Source organism: Pelagibius sp. (assembly GCF_965227505.1).
In the GTDB taxonomy this organism is placed as follows: Bacteria; Pseudomonadota; Alphaproteobacteria; order Kiloniellales; family Kiloniellaceae; genus Pelagibius.
Map to the genome: position 1 here is coordinate 971,568 of NZ_OZ245757.1, position 19,516 is coordinate 991,083.

17 protein-coding genes are annotated in these 19,516 nt (G+C 64.8%); 14 read left to right on the forward strand and 3 right to left on the reverse strand.

Going from position 1 to position 19,516, the window contains the following annotated elements; all coding sequences use genetic code 11:
• Positions 1-8 precede the first annotated feature (8 nt).
• The 3 genes from ACO06P_RS04660 to ACO06P_RS04670 all read right to left on the reverse strand — a co-directional run bounded on the left by ACO06P_RS04660 (position 9) and on the right by ACO06P_RS04670 (position 3,367).
• Positions 9-842: a flagellin gene (locus ACO06P_RS04660; RefSeq protein WP_420348842.1), complete on the reverse strand. Its 834-nt coding sequence runs from the start codon at positions 840-842 to the stop codon at positions 9-11.
• A 442-nt stretch (positions 843-1,284) separates the two neighbouring features.
• The gene (locus ACO06P_RS04665; protein WP_420348843.1) at positions 1,285-2,139 is read right to left on the reverse strand and encodes a flagellin; all 855 of its coding nucleotides are present in this window, start codon (positions 2,137-2,139) and stop codon (positions 1,285-1,287) included.
• 385 nt (positions 2,140-2,524) lie between these two features.
• A complete protein-coding gene (locus tag ACO06P_RS04670) occupies positions 2,525-3,367 on the reverse strand; it encodes a flagellin (RefSeq protein WP_420348844.1) in 843 nt (280 codons plus the stop codon).
• 697 nt (positions 3,368-4,064) lie between these two features.
• On the opposite strand from ACO06P_RS04670, the gene fliS reads away from it, so the two are divergent.
• The 14 genes from fliS (at position 4,065) to ACO06P_RS04740 (ending at position 19,503) form a co-directional block, all read left to right on the forward strand.
• Positions 4,065-4,520 (forward strand): flagellar export chaperone FliS, encoded by a 456-nt coding sequence (gene fliS / locus ACO06P_RS04675; protein ID WP_420348845.1) that lies wholly within the window; start codon positions 4,065-4,067, stop codon positions 4,518-4,520.
• A 58-nt stretch (positions 4,521-4,578) separates the two neighbouring features.
• Complete coding sequence (locus ACO06P_RS04680) at positions 4,579-6,279, forward strand: flagellar hook-length control protein FliK (RefSeq protein ID WP_420348846.1); 1,701 nt, start codon at positions 4,579-4,581, stop codon at positions 6,277-6,279.
• Positions 6,280-6,297: 18 nt separating this feature from the next.
• On the forward strand, positions 6,298-7,110 hold the full coding sequence (locus ACO06P_RS04685; protein WP_420348847.1) for a flagellar hook assembly protein FlgD: 813 nt from the start codon (positions 6,298-6,300) through the stop codon (positions 7,108-7,110).
• 118 nt (positions 7,111-7,228) lie between these two features.
• Positions 7,229-8,497, forward strand: coding sequence for a flagellar hook protein FlgE (gene flgE / locus ACO06P_RS04690; RefSeq protein WP_420348848.1), 1,269 nt, complete (start codon positions 7,229-7,231; stop codon positions 8,495-8,497).
• Between the two features lie 178 nt (positions 8,498-8,675).
• Entirely contained in the window at positions 8,676-9,005 is a 330-nt protein-coding gene (locus tag ACO06P_RS04695; protein ID WP_420349699.1) for a DUF1153 domain-containing protein, read from the forward strand.
• A gap of 460 nt (positions 9,006-9,465) precedes the next feature.
• Positions 9,466-11,118, forward strand: a complete 1,653-nt coding sequence (gene fliF / locus ACO06P_RS04700; protein WP_420348849.1) for a flagellar basal-body MS-ring/collar protein FliF — start codon at positions 9,466-9,468, stop codon at positions 11,116-11,118.
• Between the two features lie 15 nt (positions 11,119-11,133).
• A complete protein-coding gene (fliG, locus tag ACO06P_RS04705; RefSeq protein ID WP_420348850.1) occupies positions 11,134-12,147 on the forward strand; it encodes a flagellar motor switch protein FliG in 1,014 nt (337 codons plus the stop codon).
• 18 nt (positions 12,148-12,165) lie between these two features.
• On the forward strand, positions 12,166-12,921 hold the full coding sequence (locus ACO06P_RS04710; RefSeq protein WP_420348851.1) for a FliH/SctL family protein: 756 nt from the start codon (positions 12,166-12,168) through the stop codon (positions 12,919-12,921).
• 27 nt (positions 12,922-12,948) lie between these two features.
• Positions 12,949-13,308 (forward strand): flagellar motor switch protein FliN, encoded by a 360-nt coding sequence (gene fliN, locus ACO06P_RS04715; RefSeq protein ID WP_420348852.1) that lies wholly within the window; start codon positions 12,949-12,951, stop codon positions 13,306-13,308.
• Positions 13,309-13,336: 28 nt separating this feature from the next.
• On the forward strand, positions 13,337-14,179 hold the full coding sequence (locus ACO06P_RS04720; RefSeq protein WP_420348853.1) for a motility protein A: 843 nt from the start codon (positions 13,337-13,339) through the stop codon (positions 14,177-14,179).
• Positions 14,180-14,221: 42 nt separating this feature from the next.
• Positions 14,222-15,604, forward strand: coding sequence for a sigma-54 interaction domain-containing protein (locus ACO06P_RS04725; protein WP_420348854.1), 1,383 nt, complete (start codon positions 14,222-14,224; stop codon positions 15,602-15,604).
• A 32-nt stretch (positions 15,605-15,636) separates the two neighbouring features.
• Positions 15,637-17,742, forward strand: a complete 2,106-nt coding sequence (gene flhA / locus ACO06P_RS04730) for a flagellar biosynthesis protein FlhA (RefSeq protein ID WP_420348855.1) — start codon at positions 15,637-15,639, stop codon at positions 17,740-17,742.
• Entirely contained in the window at positions 17,742-18,710 is a 969-nt protein-coding gene (locus tag ACO06P_RS04735) for a GTPase (protein ID WP_420348856.1), read from the forward strand. The genes flhA and ACO06P_RS04735 overlap by 1 nt, the downstream gene beginning before the upstream one ends.
• 4 nt (positions 18,711-18,714) lie before the next feature.
• Positions 18,715-19,503 (forward strand): MinD/ParA family protein, encoded by a 789-nt coding sequence (locus ACO06P_RS04740; RefSeq protein WP_420348857.1) that lies wholly within the window; start codon positions 18,715-18,717, stop codon positions 19,501-19,503.
• Positions 19,504-19,516: the final 13 nt, after the last annotated feature.

A 19,516-nucleotide genomic window follows, 5' to 3' on the forward strand; every position in this document is an offset into this window, starting at 1 on the left:
AGCGACGCTTACTGCAGCACCCGCAGCAGGGACTGCGGGATCTGGTTGGCCTGCGATACGGCCGAGACCGCCGCCTGAACCAGCACCTGGTTCGAGACCAGCTTGCTCTGTTCAGCCGCCAGATCGACGTCCATGATCGCAGACTTGGCCGCGTCGATGTTCTCCAGCGAGGTCGCGATCTGCTGACCGCGGAACTCGAAGCGAGAAATCAACGCACCGGCCGTCGCCCGTGCCTCCGACACCGTGTTGATCGCGGTGTCGATCAGCGCCATGGCACCATCCGCTGAAGCGGCCGTGGAGACGGAGACATCAACACCCAGGGCCGCAGCCCGGAAATCGGCCGTCGCCGCCGCCAGAGTGCCAAAGTCGACGGTGATGGTGTCGCTGACGTCGGTGCCGACAAAGTAGTCGGAAGGCCCGGCGGTGCCGACCAGCAGAGACTGGCCGTTGAACCGGGTGGTCAGGGCGATATCGGTGATCTCGCCGACCAGCTGCTGATACTCGGCGTCGATGAAGCCGCGTTCCGTATTGGTCGGCACGCCCGACAGCGACTGGGCCGCCAGGGCCTTCATCCGCTGCAGAACGTCGGCGATGCGGCCGAGACCGCCGTCGGCGACCTGCACCACGGAAGCACCCTGGGAGGCGTTGATCCCCGCCTGGGTCAGAGAGGTGACGTCGGCGTTCAGACGCGTGCCGATGGCAAGACCGGCGGCATCGTCCGACGCCTTCACGATGCGAGAGCCGGAGGCCAGCTTGCTGACCGAGCTCGTCGCCTGGGACGAGTTGTAGTTGAGAAAACGGAGGGCCGAGTTGGCCGCCGTATTCGTAGCAACAACAGGCATGGTTCTACTCCTTCTACATGAAGTGCCCCCACCGCTCCTTGCCGTGGGGATTGAACCCGTCCTACGTGGACGGATATGCCCAGCGCCGCGCCTTACCGGCACGGGGCAGCGGTCACCTTTGCAGCAAGTCGGATGCCAGACTCATCATCCAAGGGTTGTTCTTATTCAGAATCAGATCCCTAGCCAGCCTTGTTCAGAAACAATACGAAGGTAAGAAGTGGGAAAACGGCAAGATTTGCCGAGCGAACCCGGCAAATCTTGCCGTTTTTTGCGAAACGCCGGTGCAATTTGCCGATGCAAATCACTTATGACGATAGTCCAGTCGTCCTAATCAAAATGCAGCAGAACGAAGGCTATAGAGTTCGGTCAAGCAGGCCAGCCGGCCGGGAAAAGGGGCGCCGGCGAAACGGCGCCCTTTCTCATTCACTCTGCGTTGCGGGCCTTACTGCAGCAGTCTCAGCAAGGCCTGCGGTAGCTCGTTGGCCTGGGACAGCGCCGAGACAGAGGCCTGCACAAGGACCTGGGAGGAGACCAATCTGCTTTGCTCCGCCGCCAGATCGACATCCATGATCGATGATTTCGCCGCCTCTATATTCTCAAGCGAGGTGGCGATCTGCTGACCGCGGAACTCGAAACGGGAGATCAAAGCACCGGCCGTCGCCCGCGCTTCCGAAATGATGTCGATGGCCGAATCGACAATGGTCATCGCCGACACCGCGGCGGTTATACTCGAAACTGCTGCGGCAGCGACCGACGCAGCACCAAATCCCATCGCCGTGGCATGGAAAGCCGAAGCGGCCGCTGCCATGGAAGAATAAGAGACAATGATGTTGTCGCCGGCTTCACTGCCGACAAAAAAGCTCTGCGGCGACGCGCCGGAACCATCCAGAAGCGAGGCACCGTTGAACCGCGTTGTCGCGGCAATGGCCGTGATCTCCGCCCGCAGTTCCTGGAACTCGGCGTCGATGAATCCACGCTCAGTGTCGGAAGGCACGCCGGACAGCGACTGGGCCGCCAGGGCCTTCATACGCTGCAGCACGTCGGCGATACGGCCGAGGCCACCGTCGGCCACCTGCAGCACCGAGGCGCCCTGGGAGGCATTGACTGCCGACTGGCGTAACACCGTGACGTCGGCCAGCAGGCGCGTGCCGACGGCCAGGCCGGCGGCATCGTCGGAGGCCTTCACGATGCGGGAACCTGAAGCCAGCTTGGAGACCGAGGAGCCCGACTGCATTGAATTGAAGTTCAGGAACCTGAGTGCTGAGTTGGCGGCCGTGTTCGTCGTAACCGTAGGCATGATATTGCTCCAAAGACCTGCTTGAGTGCTCGTCCGCCCCCCGCCTTCCTGCCGGGGCGCTGCGCCGTAAGTGCTTGGCGCGCAAGGGACACGGGATGATTTGCACAGACCGTGCCAGTTTCCGCTTCTCCATTTTTATCAACTAAAACAATAGGTTGAAGATAATCGGTTGGCAGAAGTCATGCAGTCCCGCGGCAACTTGCGGAAGAATTTTCTGTGCCGCCGGGAAAGCTTTGCCGCCCGGCAGTTGGCGGCGGGGCGTAGAGGACGAAAAAAAGGACTGCAGAGGAGGGCGCGAAAGGAAAACCTGTGAGGGGTGGAAAAAGAACGGGGCGAGAAGCCAATGGTGGCCCCCCGCCCCGCTCACCTCTGCCCAACGAGGTAACTACTGAAGCAGTCTCAGCAAGGCCTGCGGCAATTCGTTGGCCTGCGAAAGTGCCGAGACCGAGGCCTGCACAAGGACCTGGGAGGAGACCAATCTGCTTTGCTCCGCCGCCAGGTCGACATCCATGATCGATGACTTGGCCGCCTCGATGTTCTCCAGCGAGGTGGCGATCTGCTGGCCGCGGAACTCGAAACGGGAGATCAGCGCACCCGCCGTCGCCCGGGATTCGGAGATCAGATCGATGGCCCGGTCGACGACCGACATGGCCGCCGAGGCGGCGCCGGCGCTCGCCACGTTCGTCGTCGCCGTGATGCCGATCGCCGCTGCCGAGTAAGCATCGGCGCTGCCGGCCAGGGCGGAGTAGATCACGGTGATATTGTCTCCGGCCTCGCTGCCGACGAAGAAGCTCTGCGTGGTCGCGCCCGTGCCGTCGAGAAGCGACGCACCGTTGAAGCGCGTGGTCTGGGCGATCGCGGTGATTTCCGACCGCAGTTCCTGGAACTCGGCGTCGATGAAGCCGCGTTCCGTGTTCGAGGGCACGCCCGAGAGCGACTGGGCCGCGAGCGCTTTCATACGCTGCAGCACGTCTGCGATGCGCGCGAGGCCGCCATCGGCCACCTGCAGCACCGAGGCGCCCTGGGAGGCATTGACTGCCGACTGGCGCAGCACCGTCACATCGGCCAGAAGCCGTGTGCCGACGGCCAGGCCGGCGGCGTCGTCGGAGGCCTTCACGATGCGCGAGCCGGACGCCAGTTTCGAGACCGACGACCCCGACTGCATCGAGTTGTAATTCAGGAACCTGAGTGCCGAGTTTGCGGCGGTGTTCGTTGTTACTGTAGGCATAGGTCCACTCCAAATACCTGCTAGGGCAGAGACCCGGCGGCGTTGCGCCCTCGATCGGCAAGACCGGCAAGGGCAGACGACAACCGGACAATCCCTTCTCAGCACAGAACGTGCCAACCCGACCAACTCGTCAATAACAGTTGAATCCCAGCAGCTTACGCGACTGCCTCTCGACCGCAGAGGGGCCTGCAGCGGCCGGATTGTGGAAAATCCTGCAGCGCGATCCGGGTAAAGATTTCCCCTCTCGAGCGAGTCACGGCGGGAGCCGAGGCCACCGCCCCACGCGGCAGGTCACCTTATGAATCTACATGGCGTTGGCAGCGTGCCGTCCGGGAGCAGGCCCGCTGCAACCCCGCTCCTCCTACAGTCCCCTGCCCGGCAAAGCGTAGCCGGAGAGGGCCGCTGCGCTCCCCCAGAAGACCGCCGCTCTGTGCCCCTGCAACCCGGCAAAGCTGTTCCTGCGGGCAGCAAGAACTGCAGGGCAAGAATCGACCGCGGGCTGGGCCAGGGTTTTTGCCTTCATTTTTTCATTATGAAAATCAAATACTTAATCCTCTGCAGCCAGTTGGCCCGGCGCTTGCTTACTTCTTGCGTGACATGGATTGACCAGACAGATGCCGCCGACCGGTTCGGTGGACGCAGTGGCCGCAGACCGGCCCCTGCTCCAACACCCCGGAACGCGACACGGAGAAGAACAATGCCGCTTACCGCAACCGAAGCATTCCGCAGCGAGGTCGCACGCGCCCGCCCCACGCGGGTTCTGGTGATGCTCTACAACGAAGCGATCAACGGCCTGGCTGCCGCGATCAAGGCGATCGGCGACAACGAGATCGAGGAACGCTGCAACCGCATCAACGTGGTGACCGAGATCGTGGCCACCCTGCACATGAGCCTGGATATGGAAAAGGGCGGCGACGTCGCCGAGCAGCTGGGCGGCCTTTACCGCTTCATCCTCGCGCAGCTGATCCGGATCAACATTCACAGCGACGCGGAAATGGCGGCGCAGATCATCGATGTGCTGAAGCCGCTGCGGGACGCCTGGGAAGAGGTCGACCGGCGGATTGCCGCAGGCGAAGACCTCTCGGCGATGGAAACCGCCATGCTGCAGCGGGTCGAGGCCGCCGGCAACCGCCTGGCCATCCACGCAGCCTAGGCGCTGCGTCGGCTCCCTTCACCATCGGCACCTTTAGAGAAGACGCGTAGAACCGGCGATGCAAGTAACCAACAGCGAATTTCCCGCCATCGTAGGCGGTCCGCAGAACAACACCGAGCAGCGGCCGGGCGACGGCGCGTTCGACGAGCTCCTGCGGCAGGAAGAAGCACGCTACGAAGAAACGGACTCCTGGCTTTCGGACCGCCAGCGTCATGACGATGCCGGCAGCGAGCGCGCGGAGGACTATCGTGACGACGATCAGCGGGAACCAGCATCCGCGCGGGATCGTGACGATGATGACGACCGCGACAGCGAGTTCTTCGATCAGGCAACCGAAGAGCCCGATGAGGATCTGAGCGGCGACGCGCGTGAACCTTTGGAAACGGCTGAGAAACCATCGGAAAGCCCGAGCGGCGACCCCGATGAGCCCTTGGACGCCGGTTCGTCCGACACCACCACCTCAGCCGCTCAGAGCGCCGGATCCGACAGCAGCACTCAGGGCCAGACGCAAACGGCCGGGGCGGACGGGGCCGGCACGCCGGCTGCCGCGCAGAGTAATGGTAACGGCACTGCCGCAGCCGCAGTCTCCGGCGGGGCCGCAGCAGCAGCACAGACGACGTCGGCGCAGCCCGGTTCCGCCAACCGCACCGATACCGGTCAGGCCGCAGCGGCGGCCAGCGGCAGCGCCGCCACAACCGGCCAGACGACCGGCGCCGCCGCTCCGCCGCCCGCGACCTCAGCGGAGGGCCAGCAGACCGCTGGCACGGAGGCGGCCAAGACGAAGCCCGCCGACAGTGCTGCCCGCGGCGAAGCGGCGAGGCAAGCGGCGGGTCCCGGGTCCAACGCAGCGGCCACTGCCCCACGCGGCGAGGCGGCCGGAACCGGGGACACCGCACCACCGACCGATGAAGCGATGGTGACCACCGAACGTGCCGGCGTGACATCCCGTCCCTCCGCTGCGCTTGGCGGAGCAGCCGCGACAGCCGCCATGGCCGAGCAGGCGAGACCCAGAGACGAGACCGCGGGGGGCGCCGAGCGCAACACCCGTAAGAAAGGATCGGCCACTCCAGCCGGTCTGACGGGAAATGACGGGGCCGCCCAGTCCGCGGCGAAGCAGGGCGCGGGCAACACCGCAGCCGCCAATGCCGCCGCCCAGAGCGCGCAGCAAGCGACCGGCGCGGCCAACAACGCCAAGCCGGGCCCGCTGCCCGCTGCGGATGCCGGCGGCAATGCCAGCGGCAGCAATCCGTCACCGGGCGGCACGGCGCCCGGGACCATGACCGCGGCCTCGAGCCAGAACACCAGCTTTGCCGAGACCCTTGCCTCGACGCGGAGCAACCTGCCGTCAACGACGGCCGAGCAGGTCGCCGTGCAGGTTCAGAAAGCCCATCTTGCCGGCAAGGACCAGGTCAACATCAAACTCAACCCCGCCGAACTGGGCCGCATCGACGTCAAGCTCGAGCGTGGTGACGACGGCGTTCTGCGCGCCGTTATCTCCGCCGAGCGGTCGGAGACCCTGGACCTGCTGCAGCGCGATGCCCGCGGCTTGGAGCGGGCTCTCCAGGATGCCGGCGTGAAGACCGACTCCGGCAGCCTGAGCTTCAACCTGAAGGGCCAGCAGCACGCCGACCGTGAGGCCTCGAACGACAACACCGGCGGCGGACAGCCGACCGCCGACGCCGAACCGGAAGACTCACCGGCGACACCACCGCCGCCGGCTCTGGGCAGTCATGACGGCGCCCTGGACATCCGGGTCTAAAACGGAAGGGACCGCGATATGGACATCACCCAAACACGCAGTCCGGTCAACGGTGTCCCCTTTGTTGACTCCAGCAGCAACGGGGGTCTGACAAACGGCACATCCCTGGCCGAGACCTTCGATACCTTCCTGACGCTGCTGACCACCCAGTTGCAGTATCAGGACCCGCTGGACCCGATGGACACCAACGAGTTCACCTCCCAGCTTGTCGAGTTCACCGGCGTCGAACAGGCGATCGCCACCAACGACAAGCTGGACGCGCTGATCAATCTGCAGAACACAAGCCAGCTCAACGACGCAGTCTCCTATATCGGAAAAACCGTGTCGGCGGACGGTATCGTCCTCATGCTTCAAGACGGCAACGCAACAGTCAACTACGCGCTCGGCGGCAACGCCTCCGAAGTCAACATCCTGATCATCGACGAACAGGGCGAGACCGTGCGCACTCTGGAAGGCAAGACCGCGGTCGGCGAGCACGAGATCGTCTGGGACGGTTTGGATGACGACGGCGACCCGCTGGACGACGGGCTCTACGGCTTCCTGGTCACGGCAATCGACGGTGACGAGAACCCTGTGCCTCTTGTTCAGGGCACAGCCGGCGAAGTGACCGGCGTCAAGGTGGTCAACGGCGAGGTCGTCCTGGAGATCGGAGAACTGGAGATCGAACTCAGGAAAGTCCTGACCATCAAGCAGACCGCCGACAGCGGAGGCGGCGACACACCGCCCGATGGTGGTAGCGACGCGCCGCCGGATGGAGACAGCGATACTCCACCGGATGGAGACACTGATCCACCTGCAGACGAGAACAGCGATCCGCCGGCTGACAGCTAACGGACCATGAGCTGACGCCGGAACGAGACAAGATGCAACGAGACTTCAAGAACGGAAATCGGATCCGGGGCGCAGAGGAAAACGGCGCCACACCGGTTGTAACCAAGGAGACGATGTCATGAGTATTTACGGCGCAATGTTTGCCGGTGTGTCGGGTCTAGCCGCTCAGAGCAATGCTCTGGGCATGATCTCCGACAACATCGCAAACGTGAACACCATCGGGTACAAGGGCGTGAGCGCGCGCTTCTCGACCCTGGTTACCCAGGCGGCGACCGATACGACTCACACGCCGGGCGGCGTGAGCTCCTCGCCCTACTCCTTCATCGACCGCCAGGGCCTTCTGCAGGGCTCGGCTTCCGGCACCGATCTGGCGGTGGCGGGCCAGGGCTTCTTCGTGGTCAACGAGTCGGCAAACCCCGGCTTCGGCGACGATTACTACTTCACCCGTGCCGGATCGTTCAATCCTGACCAGAACGGCAACCTGGTGAACGCCGCCGGCTACTTCCTGCAGGGCTATGACATCCGCAACACCGCCGCCCCGCCCAGCGCCAGCACCTTCACCGGTCTGCAGACGGTGAACATCTCCAACCTCTCGGGCAGCGCGGCGGCCACGACCAACATCGCCCTGGGCGTCAACCTGCCCTCCACCGCACCGACGACCGCGCCGGGCAACTCCTTCTCGGTCACAGCGCAGGTCTTCGATTCCCTGGGTAATGCCCACGACATGGACATCACCTTCACCAAGACCGCAGCCAACACCTGGACCTGGACTGCCGGCAACCCGACGCTGGATGGCGGGGCAACGGCTTCCGGTACGGCAGCCGGTACCGGCACCATCACCTTCGCCACTGACGGTACGCCTTCGGCCTTCACGCCGGCAGCCCCCAGCATCACGCTGACCGGCTTCACCACCGGCGCCGGCAACGCCACGATCACCCTGGACCTGGGTACGGTGGGCGCGACCGACGGCCTGACCCAGTTCGCGGGCGATTTCACCATCTCCAACATCGATCAGGACGGTGTGCGCTTCGGCAACTACACCGGCATAACAATCAGTGAACAGGGGATTGTGACAGCGCTCTTCGACAACGGGCAGAGACTGGATATCTACCAGTTGCCTCTCGGTATGTTCCGAAACCCCAATGGCCTGGAGGCCCGCACCGGCAACGTCTACCTGGAAACCAACCGCTCCGGTAACTTCCAGCTGAACCTGGCGGGCAACGGCGGGGCCGGCGATATCGCCCCGGCGGCGCTGGAATCCTCCACCGTGGACCTGGCCGAGGAGTTCACAAAGATGATCATCACCCAGCGGGCCTACTCCGCAAACACCAAGGTGATCACAACGGCAGATGACATGCTTGAAGAGCTGATCCGCGTGAAGCGATAGGTTAACGCCACCGGACCCGAGCGACCGCAAGCCCTGAGGCCTGCGGTGGTTCGGGTCCTTAAGGAAGCCTTCAAGATCTCTAAAGCAACCCTTAACTACCTGATTTAGCGAATTTTAAACAGGGCACGCCTATCCTGACCGGCACAGAGAGAGTGTGATGAACCACGGGAACTTGTTGATGTATTCCGACAGCTCAGGTAGGCCGAGCAACATCATCGGTCCGGCAGGCAAGCCGCTGACCCTTGACGACCTGCCCCCGCCGTCAACGCGGCGCTGGGTGATCCGCCGCAAGGCCGAGGTCGTGACCGCCGTGCGCGCCGGGCTCCTGACCCTGGAAGAGGCCTGCGAGCGCTACAACCTTTCGGTCGAGGAGTTCCTGTCCTGGCAGAGCCTCATCGACAAGCATGGTATGCGCGGCCTTCGCACCACCCGCCTGCAGCAGTACCGCCGCGTTGCCGGCCGCAGCAGCCCGCCCGAGAAATCCGACGACAACCGTTCGGGTTCCTGAAGCTGCCTCAGCAAGCCTAGGGCGGTCCACGCCGCTCCCTTCAGACCCGCACCCTCAAACCCGCCCCCTCAGACCCGCACCGGACCGATCGGGGGCCAGCCAGCCCCTCCCAGCCAATCTGACAGCCCCGCCGCAGGCCTCCGGCGGGGTTTCCGCTGTCTGGTCCCCGCCCCCTTCGCGGCCCCGCTCCTTTCTCGGCCCCACGCCGTTCCCGCGCCCGCGCCGGGCGGGAAAAAACTTCCCATCGAGTAGGCAAATATTGCCCGCTGTTAACGGCGCCTTTACCGGAAGCCCCTAGCCTAAAAAACGTAAGCCAGCCAAAGCGATGAACTGATAAACGCTGGTTCGATGGAGCCTCTGGTCGAAGGCTCTGATTGCGGTCGTTAGAGTTTCAGGACGGTAAACTTTGAACTCTCTATTTGAGACGCTAAGAAACCTGGGCCCCGCGCGCCTGGGGACAATGGCTGCGGTTGCCGCGGGCATCATTGCCTTCTTCATTTATCTGACAAGCCGCCTGGCATCGCCCGAGATGGCACTGCTTTACGCCGATCTCGATGCGCAGGACAGCGGACAGATCACTGCGCGTCTGGAACAGATGAACGTGCCCTACCGCATCTCCGAAGACGGCGGACAGATCCTGGTGCCACATGACCAGGTCGGCCGCACGCGTCTGGTGATCGCTGAAGAAGGTCTGCCGAGCGGTGGCTCGATCGGCTATGAGATCTTCGACCGTTCGGAAGGGCTGGGCACGACCAACTTTGTCCAGAACATCAATCATGTCCGCGCCCTTGAAGGCGAGTTGGCACGCACCATCAGGTCGGTTTCAAACGTGAAGCAGGCCCGGGTGCATCTGGTTCTGCCGCGCCGGGAGCTGTTCAGTCGCGAACGGCAGAATCCCAGCGCCTCGATCGTGCTGATGCTCGGCGGCGCCCGCGGCATCGACCGTCAGCAGGTCTCGGCGATCCAGCACCTGGTGGCTGCGGCAGTGCCGGGGCTGAAACCGAACATGGTGTCAATCGTCGACGACAGCGGAACGCTGCTGGCGCGGGGTGCGGCCGAAGGCGACCTGGAGCAGTCGGCTTCCCGGGCCGAAGAGATGCGGGTGGGCTTTGAGGCCCGCATGGTCCGCACGATCGAAGAACTGCTGTCGCGCTCCCTGGGTGCCGGCAACGTCCGCGCACAGGTTTCCGCCGAGATGGACTTCGACCGCATCACCGAGAACGCGGAGATCTTCGATCCGGACGGCCAGGTTGTCCGCTCCACGCAGGTGGTGGAAGAGCAGGCAAACAGCCAGGACGGAGCGCCCGCCGGCGTCACCGTCGGCAACAATCTGCCTGACGCCCTGCCCGACCTCGACGAGGGCGGCGGCAGCCAGAGCCAGACTTCGCGCACGGAAGAAACCGTCAACTACGAGATCACCAAGACCGTCAAGACCCACATCCGCGAGGCCGGCCTGGTCCGGCGCATTTCCGTTGCGGTGATGGTGAACGGCAGATCGGTGACCAACGAAGAAGGCCAATCGGCCTACGAAGCCCGCACGCAGGAGGAGATGGAGAAGATTGCCTCGCTCGTGCGCTCGGCTGTCGGCTACGATGAGACCCGCGGCGATACCATCGAAGTCGTGGAGATGCCCTTTATCGAGCTCGAAGGCTCCGAGGGGATCGTCGAGACGAGTTTCCTCGGTCTCGCGAAGGCCGACCTGATGCGCGCTGCCGAGCTGCTGGTTCTGGGTGTGGTCGCCGTCCTGGTTCTGCTTCTGGTGGTCCGGCCTCTGCTCGGCCGCCTGCTCGAAGTCGACGAAGCCGAAGGCGGCGAAGGGGCGCCCGGGCTGCTGCCCGACGGCAGCCCTCAGCCTGTCCTTACCGGGCCGGACGGGCAGCCGGTACCGCGCCTGCCCGGCGATCCCACAACCACCGTGGCAACGATGGTCGACGGCGGTGGCGGCGAGCTTGCCGACAGCAACGTAGCCAGTGAAATCGATCAGATGATCGACCTGAACCAGGTCTCGGGCCGGGTCCGGGCATCTTCTATCCGGAAGATCGGCGAGATCATCGAGAAACATCCGGAAGAGGCGGTCGGGATCATCCGCGGCTGGCTCTACGCCGACGCCTAGCCTGGAGGAGCTGCGATGGCGCGCGAAGACATCCAGAGTATGAGCGGACCGGACAAGGCCGCGCTGCTGATGCTTGCGGTTGGCGAGGATAATGCGGCGCGCCTCTTCAGCATGATGGAAGACGACGAGATTCGCGAGCTGTCGCAGGCCATGGCGAATCTCGGGACCGTCACGTCCGAACTAATCGAGCAGATGCTTGTGGAGTTTGCCGACCGCATCTCCACCACCGGCTCTGTGATCGGCAACTACGACAGCACAGAACGCCTGCTGAGCAAGGTCCTCGACAAGGAAAAGGTCGAGGGCATCATGGAGGAAATCCGCGGTCCTGCCGGGCGCACCATGTGGGACAAGCTGGCCAACGTCAACGAGATGGTGCTGGCCAATTACTTGAAGAACGAGTATCCGCAGACCGTCGCCGTCGTGCTCTCCAAGATCAAGCCGGAGCATGCCGCCAAGGTGCTCGGCGTTCTGCCCGAACCCTTCGCCATGGAAGTGGTGATGCGCATGCTGCGCATGGAAGCCGTCCAGAAAGAGGTGCTGGACGACGTCGAGCGCACGCTGCGTAACGAGTTCATGTCGAACCTGGCGAAGACCAACCGCCGGGATTCCCACGAGCTGATGGCGGACATCTTCAACTACCTGGACCGCACGCTGGAGTCGCGCTTTCTCACGGCATTGGAGGAACGCAACCGGGATTCCGCCGAGCGCATCAAGGCTCTGATGTTCACCTTCGAGGATCTCGGAAACCTGGACCCTGGCGGTATCCAGACCCTGCTCGGCGCCGCCGACAAGGACAAGCTGGCCATCGCCCTGAAGGGCTGCTCGGAATCGCTGCGCGACTTCTTCTTCTCGAACATGTCGGAGCGCGCGGCAAAGATCATGAAGGAGGACATGCAGTCCATGGGGCCGGTACGCCTCAAGGACGTCGACGAGGCGCAGATGTACATGGTCACCACGGCCAAGGATCTCGCCGAAAGGGGGGACATCGTGATCAGCGAAAGCAAGGGAGAGGACGAACTCGTCTACTAGGCGGTTCGGCAATCAGCCATGGACACTCACGACAAGTTCCTGTTCGAAACCTCCTTCGAGCCGAATGTGCTGTCAGGCGCGGCGCAGGCACGGGCTGCCGAGGAAGCGGAACCGGAAGAGCCCCCTGCCCCGACCTTCAGCGAAGAAGAACTCGCCGCCGCCAAACAGGCCTCCTTCGCGGAAGGCAAGGCCATCGGCGAAGCAGAGGCCGAACGCGGCATCGCGCAGCGCACCGCCGAGCAGCTGGCCCAGCTTTCCGCGAAGTTCGAGGCACTTTCCACCGAAATGAACGAAAAGGTGGACACCACCCACCGGGAAACCCTGACCGCCGCGATGGCGGTGGTGCGAAAGCTGTTCCCGCGCCTCAGCGAAAGTCAGGCGCAGACGGAAATCCAAGCCGTTGTCGAGGACTGCCTGGAACGCCTGCGCGACGAGCCGCGCCTCGTGGTGCGTGCGGCCGACCAGGACCTCGATGCCCTCAAGCTGCACCTGGACGGCTGCGTCAAGCGCAGCGGCTTCAACGGCGCCCTGGTGTTCCTCGCGGACGACCGTCTCAGCCCGGGCGACATCCGGGTTGAATGGGCCGATGGCGGCGCGGAACGCGATCTGGCCGCGTTGTGGCGTGAGATCGACGCCATCATCGAGAGAACCCTCGGCCACGAGACGGAAGCGCAGGGCAAGGCCTCGAAGGCCGCCGAACCGCAGGCCGCAGAAGAACCGCAGACGCCCCCGCCGGCCGCCGTCGAGCCGCTGCGGCGGGCGAAAACCGCCTAGCGGCGTCATGTTGAGAGGAGGTCTTAAATGACCGAAGAAGACAGCCTGGACCTGGCCGACCTCGACGTCGGCAACCCGGAGCCGGCTCCCGAGGAGGAAGACACCGGCCAGCTGCCCGACGGTGGCCGGCCGCCGACCAACGCCAAGGAACTGGAGGCGGTCTATGACATCCCCGTCCAGGTTTCCGCCGTCCTCGGCAAGGCGAACATGCAGGTCAGCCAGCTTCTGAAACTGGGCCGCGGCGCGGTTGTCGAGCTCGACCGCAAGGTCGGCGAGGCGATTGACATCTATGTCAACAATCGGCTGGTGGCGCGCGGCGAGGTCGTCGTGGTCGAGGAACACCTCGGCGTCACCATGACCGAGATCATCAAGGTCGACCGCAGCTAGGCGGCATCGGGCGGAGATCCTCGAAACCATGGCGAACGTGGACACCACGAGCAGCAGTCGGCAGCCCGCCGCAGCGCCCCAGGCGCCGCGGATCGGCCCGACCGTTGACTTCGCCACCTTGCTGGGTGTCAGCGGCGCCTTTGCAATGATCGCCGGCGCCATGGTGCTCGGCGGCCAGCCCTCCGCCTTTCTGGATATTCCCGCGGTGCTGATCGTGATCGGCGGCACCTTCCTGGTCACCACCGTCTCCTTCAGCCTGACCGAGATCGGGCAGTCGCAGGGCCTGATGCTGCGCGCCGCGGTCTACAACTCGGAGTCGCCCGACAACGCCGTGCTGCAGGCGCTCTATCTGGCGGATCTCGCACGCAAACGCGGGCGTCTGGCGCTGCAGAACGTCACCGACGACCTGATAGGCGTCCCCTTCCTGCACCGCGCCATCACGCTTGTGGTCGACGGCCTGCCCGCCGAGGAGGTGGAGCGCATTCTGTCTCAGGAAAGCCAAGCAACCTACGACCGTCATCTGCGCTCGGCTGGCGTGCTGCGCCGCGCGGGTGAAGTCGCGCCGGCCATGGGATTGATCGGCACGCTGATCGGCCTGGTGCAGATGCTGGGCAATCTCGATGACCCTTCGGCCATCGGCCCGGCGATGGCCGTGGCGCTGCTGACGACTTTTTATGGCGCCGTGCTGGCAAACATGGTGTTCACGCCGCTGGCAACCAAGCTCGAGCGCAACGCCCGGATCGAACTGGCCGTGCGACAGATCTACACCATCGGCGCAGCCTCGATCAGCCGACAGGAAAACCCGCGGCGGCTTGAACTGCTGCTGAACACCGTTTTGGCGCCCCGTGAGAGAGTTGATTATTTCAGTTAACAGTGATTACCGGATTCAACAGTTAGGACGTGGAGAGAAGGCATGCGGCTTCTCATTGTAGGAACACTGGACGGACATATTGCTACGGCGGGGAAACTCGCCCTGCAAAGCGGCGCCAAGGTCGCTCATGTCGACGACGTCTCGGGGGCCATGAATGCCCTCCGGTCGGGCCAGGGCGCCGACCTGGTGATGGTCGAGGTCAGCCTCGACATCGGCAGCCTCTGTGCCAGCCTGGAGTCCGAGCGCATCGCCGTCCCGGTGGTCGCCTGCGGCATCGGCCCGGAGCCTTCGGCCGCCGCCGATGCCATCCGCGCGGGCGCGCAGGAGTACATCCCCCTGCCCCCCGATGCGGAGCTGATCGCCGCAGTCCTCTCCGCCGTGGCCGAGGAGACCAGCACGGTCGTCTTCCGCGATCCTGCGATGAGCGATGTGCTGCGTCTGGCAGAGCAGGTGGCGCCGTCGGATGCCAGCGTCCTCATCACCGGTGAATCCGGCACCGGTAAAGAGGTCATGGCCCGCTTCCTCCACAGCAAGTCAAAGCGCGCTGCCCAGCACTTCATCTCCGTGAACTGCGCGGCGATTCCCGAGAACCTGCTGGAATCCGAGCTTTTCGGCCACGAGAAGGGCGCCTTCACCGGCGCGGTCACGCGCCGGGTCGGCAAGTTCGAGGAGGCCAGCGGCGGCACCCTGCTGCTGGACGAGATCTCGGAAATGCATCCGCGCCTTCAGGCCAAGCTGCTGCGCGCGATCCAGGAGCGGGAAATCGATCGCGTCGGCGGCGGACAGCCCATCAAGGTCGATATCCGCCTGCTCGCAACGTCCAACCGCAACCTGGAAGAAGAGGTCGCCAAAGGCAACTTCCGCGAGGATCTCTACTACCGGCTGAACGTCGTCAACATTCCGCTGCCGTCGTTGCGGGAGCGTCCCCAGGACATCCCCATTCTGGCCCAGCACTTCACCGCAAAGTATGCGGAGGCCAACGGCATGCCCTCGCTCGAGCTGACAGCGGAGGCCCAGGCCGTTCTCGCCGGACACCATTGGCGCGGCAATGTCCGCGAGCTCGAGAACACCATGCATCGCGCCGTCCTGCTGTCGCGTGACGGCGTAATCGATGCCAGCGCCATCATCCTGACCGGCCAGAGCCTCCGCCCCTCCGCAGGAAAGGAACCTGAGGGCGCAGAAGCGGAGACGGGAGCCGACGGTCAGGCCGCGGGCGACGTGAAGGCCCTGGTCGGGCGCACTGTGGCGGATGTGGAAAAGGACCTGATCCTGGATACCCTGCAGCACTGCCTGGGCAACCGCACCCATGCGGCCAACATCCTGGGAATTTCGATCCGCACGCTGCGCAACAAGCTGAAGCTCTACAGCCAGGACGGCATTGCGGTGCCGATGCCCGGCGACAACGAACGGACGACACCGGCTTGAACGAAAGCGGATAAAGCGGCACGAGAGCCAAGATGGCCGAGTCCAACGCAGAAGGAACTTCGTCGGGCGGCAATCAGCTAGCCGGCGCCTTCAACATGCTCAAGCGCGGCGATGTCGCCCTGGCGCTTGGCGTGACGACGATTCTCGTGGTCCTCATCCTGCCGATGCCGAGCTGGATGCTGGACATCTCGCTGGCCGTCTCCATGGCCTTCTCCGTGTTGATCCTGATGACTGTCCTGTTCATCGGAAAACCGCTCGAATTCAGTTCGTTTCCGACGGTCCTGCTCATCGCGACGATGATGCGTCTCGCCCTGAACCTGGCCTCGACGCGCCTCATCCTGTCCGAGGGCCACAGCGGTACCGATGCCGCCGGCAAGGTGATCGAAGCCTTCGGCAACTTCGTCATGAGCGGCAGCTTCATCATCGGGATCATCATCTTCGGCATCCTGGTGATCGTGAATTTCATAGTAATTACAAAGGGTTCCGGGCGCATCGCGGAGGTCTCCGCGCGCTTCAGCCTGGATGCCATGCCGGGCAAGCAGATGGCCATCGACGCCGACCTGTCCGCAGGCCTGATCGACGAAGCCTCTGCGCGGGCCCGGCGCAAGGAGCTGGAAGACGAGAGCACCTTCTTCGGTTCCATGGACGGCGCGGCCAAGTTCGTCCGCGGGGACGCCATTGCCGGTCTCATGATCACCTTCATCAATGTGATCGGCGGCATGATCATCGGCGTCGCCCAGCAAGACCTGAGCTTCGGCGAAGCGGCGGAGACCTACACGCTGCTGACCGTCGGCGACGGGCTGGTCAGCCAGATCCCGGCGCTCATCGTCTCCACCGCGGCGGGCCTCCTGATCACCAAGTCCGCCCAGACGGGATCGATGGACAAAGCCGTGGTCGGTCAGCTCAGCGGCTATCCCCTGGCCCTCGGCCTCTCATCCTTTCTCATGCTGGCCCTGGCATTGCTGCCGGGCATCCCCGCCCTCCCCTTTCTGACGCTGGCGGGCATCGCCGGCGGCTTCGCCTGGCTCGCCAGCCGGCGCAATGCCAACGCCGCTGCCGAGCAGGCCCAGGTCGCGGCAGCAGAGGCGACGGCCCCGGTGGCCGAGGAACCGATCGCCCAGGCCCTGCAGATCGACCACGTCCGCCTCGAGCTCGGCTATGGCCTGCTGCCGATGATCAACGGGCAGGGCGGCCAGCGACTAACAGACCAGATCAAATCCCTGCGCCGCCAGCTGGCGCAGGAGATCGGCTTTGTCATGCCTTCCGTGCGCATACAGGACAACCTCCAGCTTCCCGCGAACACCTACGTCATCCGCGTGAAGGAGATCGAGGCAGGCCGCGGCGAGCTGCGCCCCAACATGCTGCTGGTCATGGACCCCCGCGGCGAGAAGATCCCGCTGCCAGGCGAAGACACGGTCGAGCCGACCTTCGGACTGCCGGCGCTCTGGTGCGACGAGTCGAGCCGCGAGGAAGCGCTCTTCCGCGGTTACACGGTGGTCGACCCCCCGACGGTTGTGACCACCCACCTGACCGAAACGATCAAGGAAAACATGTCCGAGCTTCTGTCCTATGCGGAAACGCAGAAGCTGCTGGACGAACAGGAAAGCGAACAGCAGAAACTGATCGCCGACCTGATTCCGAACCAGATCACCGTCGGGGGACTGCAGCGCGTTCTGCAGAACCTGCTGGCCGAGCGGGTGTCGGTCCGCGATCTGCCGACCATCCTGGAAGGCGTCTCCGAGGCCTGCGGCTACACCCGCAACGTGACGCTGATCACCGAACACGTCCGCGCCCGGCTCGCCCGGCAGATCTCCAACGAACAGGCGAACGCCGAGGGCTTCATTCCCATGGTGACGCTGTCGCCGGAGTGGGAGCAGTCCTTTGCCGAGGCGATCATCGGCGAAGGCGAGGACCGCCAGCTCTCCATGGCGCCCACGCGCCTGCAGGAGTTCATTACCGCCGTGCGCCAGACCTTCGAGCGCCATGCCATGCTGGGCGAGAGCCCGGTGCTGCTGACCAGCCCCCCGGTCCGTCCCTTTGTCCGTTCCATCGTCGAGCGCTTCCGTCCGTCGACTGTCGTGCTGTCTCAGAATGAGGTGCATGCCAAGGCGAAGATCAAGACGCTGGGGCAGATCTGATGCTGCTCCGCAGCTTCACCGGCCGTACCCTGCCTGAGGCCATGGACAAAGTGCGCGCCGCGCTGGGGGAAGAGGCGATCATCCTCTCGACCCAGGACGACGACGGCGAAGGCGTCAAGGTCACGGCAGCGATCGAGAGTGCGGCCGATGACGGGGCCGCGCCGGAGGCCCTCTACGGGGAACTGCAGCAGGCAGACCGGATTGCAGCCGTTCTGGACCACCACCGTGTACCGCGCGGACTGGCCGACCGCCTGCTGAACACGGCAAGCAGCCTGCTGATCGACGACTGGGTCATGGCCCTGGCCGCGGCCCTGGATCACGAATTGGGCTTCCAGCCCTTGGCCGAGGTTGGCTCCGACCGGCCTCTCATGCTGGTCGGCCCCTCCGGTGCCGGCAAGTCGGTTACGGCGGCCAAGCTCTGCGCCTGCGCCCGTCTGGCCGGTGCAAGCAGCCTCCTGGTCACCATGGATGCCGACAAGGCGGGCGGGCGGGCGCAGGCGGAGGCCTTCGCCGAGGCTCTGGGCGCCCGACTGATCTGCGCCGCCGGGCCCGAGGCGGTGGCCGAGGCGGTCCGCGAGCGCAAACCGGACGAGATGGCGGTTATCGACACGATCGGCAGCAACCCCTTCGATGAGGTCGAACTGCGCGAACTCGGCGACACCGCGGAAGCCGCCGGGGCACGGCTGGCGGTCGTGCTCTCCGCCGGCGGCGATCCGGCGGAGGCCGCAGACGCGGGCCTTGCCTACGGCGAACTGGGCGCAACCGCCCTGATCCCCACGCGCCTGGACGCCGCACGCCGCTTCGGCGGCGTGATGGCCGCCGCCCATGCCGGGGGCCTGTCGTTCCTGGCCGCCGGCGTTTCCCGGCATATCGGTGCCGGGCTGGTGCCGGCCAATCCCGTATCCCTCGCACGGCTCCTCAGCACCTGCGAACCTTTCGAGCCCACCACCCTCATGGCGGCGGAATGAGACGATGATTGAAGCACCCGTGATCGAGACTGCGAAAAAGCTCCAGCGTTGCGCCAACATGATCGCCATCGCCTCGGGCAAGGGGGGTGTCGGCAAAACCTGGCTCTCCGTCACGCTGTCACAGGCCCTTGCGAAGGACGGCCGCCGGGTCCTTCTTTTCGACGGCGACCTCGGTCTCGCCAATGTCGACATTCAACTGGGGCTGCAGCCCGGGCGGGACCTCAGCGGCGCCCTTTCCGGTCAGTACAGCCTGGCGGAGGCCGCGACCGCACATCCCGAAGGCGGCTTCGACGTAATTGCCGGACGCTCCGGCAGCGGCGGTCTCGCCGGCCTTGCCGCACCCCGCTTCTCGACCCTGCTGCGCGACCTCGCCGCGCTTGCACCCGGCTACGACCGCGTGGTCCTGGACCTCGGCGCCGGGCTGGAGCGCAGCGTGCGCCAGCTTGCAGCCCTGGCTGCGACCAGTCTGATCGTGGCAACCGACGAACCGACCTCCCTGACCGATGCCTATGCCTTCATCAAGCTTGCCCATCGCCAGGACCCCAAGGCCGATATCCGCATCGTCATCAACATGGCCGGCTCGCCCGCCGAAGGAGAGCGGACCTACGCGACCCTGCTGAAGGCCTGCGAGTCCTTCCTGAAGATTTCGCCGCCGCTCGCCGGCGTCGTGCGCCGCGACCCACGGGTCAAGGACGCGATCCGCCATCAGATCCCCACCCTCACCCGCCACCCCGTGAGCGATGCAGCCCGCGACGTCGAGAAGCTGGCTCAGCATCTGCGGCAGCGGGGATAGGCCAGGCGGAGCG

What these genes read in the sequence shown, in the direction of transcription:
- ACO06P_RS04660 (WP_420348842.1), bottom strand. Translation starts at nt 842, where the DNA reads ATGCCTGTTGTTGCTACGAATACGGCGGCCAACTCGGCCCTCCGTTTT.
- ACO06P_RS04665 (WP_420348843.1), bottom strand. Translation starts at nt 2,139, where the DNA reads ATGCCTACGGTTACGACGAACACGGCCGCCAACTCAGCACTCAGGTTC.
- ACO06P_RS04670 (WP_420348844.1), bottom strand. Translation starts at nt 3,367, where the DNA reads ATGCCTACAGTAACAACGAACACCGCCGCAAACTCGGCACTCAGGTTC.
- fliS (WP_420348845.1), top strand. Translation starts at nt 4,065, where the DNA reads ATGCCGCTTACCGCAACCGAAGCATTCCGCAGCGAGGTCGCACGCGCC.
- ACO06P_RS04680 (WP_420348846.1), top strand. Translation starts at nt 4,579, where the DNA reads ATGCAAGTAACCAACAGCGAATTTCCCGCCATCGTAGGCGGTCCGCAG.
- ACO06P_RS04685 (WP_420348847.1), top strand. Translation starts at nt 6,298, where the DNA reads ATGGACATCACCCAAACACGCAGTCCGGTCAACGGTGTCCCCTTTGTT.
- flgE (WP_420348848.1), top strand. Translation starts at nt 7,229, where the DNA reads ATGAGTATTTACGGCGCAATGTTTGCCGGTGTGTCGGGTCTAGCCGCT.
- ACO06P_RS04695 (WP_420349699.1), top strand. Translation starts at nt 8,676, where the DNA reads ATGTATTCCGACAGCTCAGGTAGGCCGAGCAACATCATCGGTCCGGCA.
- fliF (WP_420348849.1), top strand. Translation starts at nt 9,466, where the DNA reads ATGGCTGCGGTTGCCGCGGGCATCATTGCCTTCTTCATTTATCTGACA.
- fliG (WP_420348850.1), top strand. Translation starts at nt 11,134, where the DNA reads ATGGCGCGCGAAGACATCCAGAGTATGAGCGGACCGGACAAGGCCGCG.
- ACO06P_RS04710 (WP_420348851.1), top strand. Translation starts at nt 12,166, where the DNA reads ATGGACACTCACGACAAGTTCCTGTTCGAAACCTCCTTCGAGCCGAAT.
- fliN (WP_420348852.1), top strand. Translation starts at nt 12,949, where the DNA reads ATGACCGAAGAAGACAGCCTGGACCTGGCCGACCTCGACGTCGGCAAC.
- ACO06P_RS04720 (WP_420348853.1), top strand. Translation starts at nt 13,337, where the DNA reads ATGGCGAACGTGGACACCACGAGCAGCAGTCGGCAGCCCGCCGCAGCG.
- ACO06P_RS04725 (WP_420348854.1), top strand. Translation starts at nt 14,222, where the DNA reads ATGCGGCTTCTCATTGTAGGAACACTGGACGGACATATTGCTACGGCG.
- flhA (WP_420348855.1), top strand. Translation starts at nt 15,637, where the DNA reads ATGGCCGAGTCCAACGCAGAAGGAACTTCGTCGGGCGGCAATCAGCTA.
- ACO06P_RS04735 (WP_420348856.1), top strand. Translation starts at nt 17,742, where the DNA reads ATGCTGCTCCGCAGCTTCACCGGCCGTACCCTGCCTGAGGCCATGGAC.
- ACO06P_RS04740 (WP_420348857.1), top strand. Translation starts at nt 18,715, where the DNA reads ATGATTGAAGCACCCGTGATCGAGACTGCGAAAAAGCTCCAGCGTTGC.